Annotated in this window: 5 protein-coding genes; 4 read left to right on the forward strand and 1 reads right to left on the reverse strand. The window is 64.4% G+C overall.

Annotated elements, in window-relative coordinates:
- Positions 1 to 103: 103 nt before the first annotated feature.
- From Q7V20_RS01015 to Q7V20_RS01030, 4 genes are read left to right on the forward strand one after another with little or no spacing between them, the layout of a single operon-like run.
- Positions 104 to 1,087: an ABC transporter substrate-binding protein gene (locus tag Q7V20_RS01015; protein ID WP_304786242.1), complete on the forward strand. Its 984-nt coding sequence runs from the start codon at positions 104 to 106 to the stop codon at positions 1,085 to 1,087.
- A 24-nt stretch (positions 1,088 to 1,111) separates the two neighbouring features.
- The gene (locus Q7V20_RS01020; RefSeq protein WP_304786256.1) at positions 1,112 to 1,855 is read left to right on the forward strand and encodes an ABC transporter ATP-binding protein; all 744 of its coding nucleotides are present in this window, start codon (positions 1,112 to 1,114) and stop codon (positions 1,853 to 1,855) included.
- Positions 1,852 to 2,622 (forward strand): ABC transporter permease, encoded by a 771-nt coding sequence (locus Q7V20_RS01025; protein WP_304786244.1) that lies wholly within the window; start codon positions 1,852 to 1,854, stop codon positions 2,620 to 2,622. Before Q7V20_RS01020 ends, Q7V20_RS01025 begins: the two co-directional genes overlap by 4 nt.
- A 31-nt stretch (positions 2,623 to 2,653) precedes the next feature.
- Positions 2,654 to 3,499 carry an urease accessory protein UreD gene (locus Q7V20_RS01030; RefSeq protein ID WP_304786246.1) on the forward strand — a complete coding sequence of 282 codons (846 nt, stop codon included), beginning with the start codon at positions 2,654 to 2,656 and terminating at the stop codon, positions 3,497 to 3,499.
- A gap of 32 nt (positions 3,500 to 3,531) precedes the next feature.
- On the opposite strand, the gene Q7V20_RS01035 is transcribed toward Q7V20_RS01030, so the two are convergent.
- Positions 3,532 to 6,229: cadherin-like domain-containing protein (locus Q7V20_RS01035; RefSeq protein ID WP_304786248.1), on the reverse strand; the 2,698-nt coding region annotated here is incomplete at its 5' end.

Below are 6,229 nucleotides of genomic sequence, written 5' to 3' on the forward strand. Positions count from 1 at the left end.
TGGGCTGCACGCTGGTGGTGCGCACACGTTCATTTGTCACAACTGGCTTGCGCCATACTTGCGCATGGTCCCCGCCATCCCGGAACACCCAATGGACGCCCCCATGAACAAGCGATTTCAGCGCACAAGCCTGGCTCTTCTGGCCTTGCTGTGCACCCCTTTGAGTCACGCCGCAGAAAAGTTCATTTACGTGACAAATTGGTATGCCCAGGCCGAACACGGCGGCTTCTACCAGGCAAAGGCCACCGGCCTGTATGCCAAAGCCGGCCTTGACGTCACCTTGAAGATGGGCGGGCCGCAGGTCAACATCATGCAACTGATGCTGGCTGGCCAGGCCGATTGCGTGATGGGCTACGACGTGCAGACCATCCAGTCCTGGGCGCAAGGCATCAAGGCCGTGACCGTGGCCGCCGCCTTCCAGAAAGACCCGGTGGTGCTGATTGCCCACCCCGATGTCAAGCAACTGCCCGAGCTGAAAAGCCGCACCCTGTTGATTGGCAGCGCCGGCATGGTCACCTATTGGCCCTGGCTCAAGGCCAAATACGGCTTCACCGACAGCCAGATGCGGCCCTACACCTTCAACATCCAGCCCTTTCTGGCTGACAAGGGCATCGCGCAGCAAGGCTACCTGGCGTCCGAGCCTTTTGCCATCCAGAAGGAGGGCAAGCTCAAACCCAGCGTCTTCATGCTGGCCGACGAAGGCTGGCCGCCTTATGCCACGGCCGTGGTCTGCATGGACAAGACCCTGAAAGAACGGCCCAAGGCGGTGGCGGCTTTCGTCAAGGCGTCCATGGAGGGTTGGAAAAGCTACCTGACGGGAGACCCATCCCCCGCCAATGCGCTGATCAGGAAAGACAACCCCAACATGACCGACGAGCAATTGGCCTATGGCATTGCCACCCTGAAAGACACCGGCACGGTGATGGGAGGCGATGCGGCCAAGCTGGGCATCGGCATCATCACGGACGAGCGCATGAAGCAGACCTACGACATGCTGGTCAAGCAAAAGCTGGTGGACCCTGCCAAGGTGCCGCTCAAACAGACCTACCGAACCGATTTCATCGCGCCGGCCAAGGTCATGCCCTGAGCCCGGGAGCACGCCGGTTTGAGCATGCATCCAGCGATTGAAGTCCAGGGGGCCACGCAGGTCTACCCCAATGGCACGCAGGCCTTGCTGCCGGTGAGCCTGTCGGTGGCCGAGGGCGAGTTCGTCACCCTGCTGGGCCCCTCGGGCTGTGGCAAGAGCACCTTGCTTCGTATGATGGCGGGTTTGCTGTTGCCCACTGAAGGCGGCATCGTGGTGCAAGGCCAGCGCTTGTCCTTTGTGTTCCAGGAAGCCACCTTGATGCCGTGGGCCAGCGTGCAGGCCAATGTCAGGCTGCCGCTGGATTTGGCCCATGTGCCCAGGCCGCACGCTGAGGGGCGAGTCGCGCGCGCGTTGGCGCTGGTGGGCTTGCAGAGCGCCGCCGGGCAACGCCCAAGGGAGTTGTCAGGCGGCATGCAGATGCGCGTGTCGATTGCCCGCGGCCTGGTGACCGAGCCTCGGATTTTGCTGATGGACGAGCCTTTTGGCGCCTTGGACGAGATCACCCGACAAGGGTTGGACGACGAACTGCTCAAGCTTTGGCAAGCCCAAGGCCTGACGGTGGTCTTCGTGACGCACTCGATCAGCGAGGCGGTCTACCTGTCGCAACGCGTGGTGGTCATGGCGGCGCACCCTGGCCGCATTGTGGATGAGATCAGCATTGGCGCCCCCTACCCGCGTGGCGACGACTGGCGGGCCAGTTCGGCCTTCCACACCCTGGAGCGGCATCTGCGTCAATGCCTGAAAAATGCCATGAAGGCGACGACATGATGCGAATCGCCCTGCCTGTCCTGGCCGCCGCGCTGTTGCTGGGCTTGTGGCAAGCCTGCGTGGTGTACTTCGAGGTGCCTGCCTACCTGGTGCCTTCGCCCTGGCTGGTCGGTCAGACCCTGGTGTCGGACTGGCCCCTGCTGGGTGCGGCGCTGCTGGTGACCTTGAAAATCACCTTGCTGGCCTTCACGGCGTCGGTCGTGATCGGAAGCCTGATCGCCTTCGTGTTCGTGCAAAGTCGTTGGATCGAAGCCGCGTTCTTTCCCTACGCCGTGTTGCTTCAAGTGACGCCCATCGTGGCCATCGCCCCGCTCATCATCATCTGGGTGAAGGATCCGACCTGGTCGCTGGTGGTGTGCGCCACGCTGGTGGCCTTGTTCCCCATCATCGCCAACACGACGACCGGTTTGCGCAGCATCCATCCCGGGCTGGCCGATTATTTCAGGCTGCAGGGCGCCAGCCGCTGGCAGTTGCTCGTGCGTTTGCGCATCCCCAGTGCCCTGCCCTTTTTCCTGGCGGGGCTGCGCATCTCTGGCGGTTTGTCATTGATCGGCGCAGTGGTGGCCGAGTTCGTGGCGGGCACGGGTGGCACCGGCACCGGCCTGGCCTATCAGATCCTGCAGTCGGGTTATCAACTCAACATTCCGCGCATGTTCGCCGCATTGACGCTGATCACGTTGACCGGGGTCGGCCTGTTCGCGGTGCTGGCGGCGTTGACCAGGTGGGTGCTGGGCGGCTGGCACGAGTCGGCCCGGCCACTACACTGAACGGGTTCGAGTTGAAGCGAGTTGTTGCCCCATGAGCTGGCATGGCCACCTGACCCTGGATTACCGCCTTGATGGCCCGCGCACGATCGCGCACGACCTGCACCACGGACCATTGCGTGTGCTGCAACGGCTTTACCCGGAAGGCGATGCCGTGTGCCACCACGTGCTGGTTCACCCGCCGGGAGGCATTGCCGGTGGCGACGTGCTCGAGATCGCAGCCAACCTGGCACCAGGCAGCCATGCCCTGATCACCACACCGGGGGCCACGCGGTTTTACCGCAGCGCCGGGGCGTTGGCCGAGCAATCGTTGGTCGCCAAGGTGGCCGATGGCGCGCGCCTGGAATGGCTGCCTCTTGAGACCATCGCCTACCGGGGCTGCCGCGCCGAGAACCGCATGCGTTTCGAGTTGGCCCCTGGCGCCGAGATGATGGGCTGGGATGTGCTGGCGCTGGGCCTGCCTGCGGCGGGCGAGCTGTTCGACGATCCGGCGCACGCGGGTGCGCACTACACCCAGAGCATCGACCTGCCCGGTGTGTGGCTGGAGCGCGGCACCGTCAAGGCCGACGACCACCGCCTGTTGGACAGCCCTTTGGGCTGGGCGGGCCACCGAGTGATGGCCACCCTGTGGTTCGCCACCGGACAGGCCATGAACGGCGCGCGGCGCGATGCATTGCTGGATGGCGCCCGAGCCTTGATCGATGCGCATGCATTAAAAGCACAAGCCGGTTGCACCAGTCCGCACGATCAGGTCGTGGTGCTGCGCGTGCTGGCCGATCGCGTGGAACCCGCCATGCAGTTGCTCACCTCGGTGCGGGCAAACTGGCGTGATGTCGCATGGCAGATGGCAGCTTGCCCGCCCAGGGTCTGGCGAACCTGAGGCCAATCCGGTATCCGGCATCGCCCCCTCGCTCATCCAATGCCTTCTATTTCACGGCTTCTGAACTTGTTGGCCCCAAACAGCCGCGCCGCCCGGGCGTCCATGCCGCTGGGGTCATCCCCTTGCTCATCGCCGTCATCGTCGTCATCCGGCCCTTTCCCTTCGCCCAGGCCCATCACAGGCAAGGGGTCGATCGAGCGCCAGGCCGGGGTGCTGATCATCAAGCTGGCCAACAAGCCCGACATCCGCGCCGCCCACCAGACCGCACCGATCGACAGGGCCGCGCCCGAGGTCTGCACTACCATCTTTTCGACTTTGACCTGGCGATCTTCAGCGGTTTCCGTGAACATCAGGCTGGGTGCAGCGTATCCCGAGCCATTCACGCCCGTGTTGGAGAAGCTCAGGTTGAGGTCCTGATCAGCGGTCACGTTGACCGGATTGATGCTGACGCCCTGCAGCAGGTTGCCGCTCATCAAACCCAGGTTGAAGCCGCCTGCTTCCAAGCGGAAGGCAAAGCCCATGCCCTGGTGGGTGGCGCCGTACGATGAGGAGTAGCCGGTTGCTCTGGCGGCTTGGCCGGAGACGCCAGCATCCTCACCGCCTTGAACCGGTGGTAGCGGGGAGTCTTCTGGCGGGTTGGTTGCCCCCTCGGCCGATTCTTCCAGCTTGTCCCCGATCTGGTCCACCGTGTCGTCCTTGGGGTCGCTCGGTGGGGTGGTGGGGGACTCGGGGCTGGGGTCCGTGAGCGAGCCGCCGCCGGTGCCCGTGCCTGGGCCCGAGCCTGGATTGGACGTGCCGGGCATGCCTGGCACCTCCGCGGAGGTGACTGCGATGGTCATCCTGCGCGCAGTGACATCGGTGTCAGAACCAGCCAAGGCCGTACCGCCATCGTCCATGACCTGGAAGGTGAAGCTGGCATAGACGGCCCCGCTGGCGCCGGTCACCGGGGTGAACATCAGTTTGCCAGCCGCGATGTCACTGGCCAGTACAAAGTCGCCCGCGTTGACGGCCGCGCCGTTCAAGGTCAATGAGCCTGCACCGGGCAAGGTGCTGATGCCCACAGACCAGAAGGCGTTGGCCGGGGCATCGCGCAGGTCGGTGAAGCCGAAATCAGCCATCCCGAAGATGTAGCTGTTGCCTGCTGTGGTGCTCACCGTTTTGTCGCTGCCCATCGGAGCGTCGTTGACCGCGGTGATGTTGAAGTTCACCGTCCTGGGCGTGACATCCAGATTGACGCCGCCGTTGGCCGTGCCGCCATCGTCCTGCACCTGGAAGCTGAAGCTGGTGTAGCCCGCGCCGTTGCCGTCAGCGCCGGGGGTGTAGACCAGCAGACCCGAGCTGATGTTGGCCGCCGAGATCACCTGGCCTGCGGTGACCACCACGCCGCTCAAAGTCAAGCTGCCCGAGGCTGGCAGGTTCGTGATCATGACGCCCAGCAAGGTGTTGCCAGGTGCGTCGTTCAAGTCGCTGAAACCGAAGTCAGCTGCCGTGAAGACGTAGGCCGTGTCTTCCAGCGTGGTGATGGTGGTGCTGGCGCCTGTGGGCGCATCGTTCACCGAGCTCACGTTGACGGTCATGGTGCGGGCCGTGGTGTCCAGGTTGGCCCCACCGTTGGCCGTGCCGCCATCGTCCTGCACCTGGAAGGTGAAGCTGGCGTAGCCCGCGCCGTGTTCGTCGGTACCCGGTGTGTACACCAGCAGGCCGGCGGCGATGTCGGCGGCCGAGATGAAGTCACCCGCGCTGACCGCCACGCCGTTCAAGGTCAAGCCGCCTGCGCTGGGCAAGGTCGTGATCCTGATGGCCTGTAGCAAGGCGCCGGGTGAGTCATTGGCATCTGTGAAGCCAAAGTCGGCCGCAGTGAAGGTGTAGCTGGTGTCTTCATGGGTGCTCACCGTGGTGTCGGTGCCCACCGGGGCATCGTTGACCGAGGTGACGGTGACTGTCATGGTGCGGGGTGTGGCATCCAGGTTGACGCCGCCGTTGGCCGTGCCGCCATCGTCCTGCACCTGGAAGGTGAAGCTGGCGTAGCCCGTGCCGTTGTCGTTGGCGCCCGGGGTGTACACCAGCAGGCCGGACGCGATGTCGGCGGCTGAGATGAAGTCGCCCGCGCTGACCGCCACGCCGTTCAAGGTCAAGCTGCCTGCGCTGGGCAAGGTCGTGATCCTGACGGCCTGCATGGCATTGCCTGGTGCGTCATTGGGGTCGGCGAAGCCAAAGTCTGCTGCCGTGAAGGTGTAGGTGGCGTCCTCCAGCGTGGTCACGGTGGCGTCGGTTCCTTCGGGTGCGTCATTCACCGTCATCACATTGACGGTCATCGTGCGCGGTGTGCCATCGAGGTTGACGCCACCGTTGACCGTGCCGCCGTTGTCTTGCACCTGGAAGGTGAAGCTGGCGTAGCCTGCGCCGTTGTCATCCGCACCGGGTGTGTACACCAGCATGTCCGAGGCGATGTCGGCCGCCGAGATCACCTGCCCCGCCGTGACTGCCACGCCGTTCAAGGTCAAGCTGCCTGCGCCTGGCAAGGTCGTGATCCTCACGCTCAGCAAAGTGTTGCCTGGCGTGTCGTTGGCATCGGTGAAGCCGAAGTCAGCTGCCGTGAAGGTGTGGGCCGTGTCTTCCAGCGTGGTGATGGTGGTGCTGGCACCTGTGGGGGCGTCGTTCACCGAGGTGACGTTGAGCGTCATCGTGCGGGCCGTGGTGTCCAGGTTGGCCCCACCGTTGGCCGTGCCG

The organism is Aquabacterium sp. (assembly GCF_030652515.1).
Classification (GTDB): Bacteria; Pseudomonadota; Gammaproteobacteria; order Burkholderiales; family Burkholderiaceae_C; genus Aquabacterium.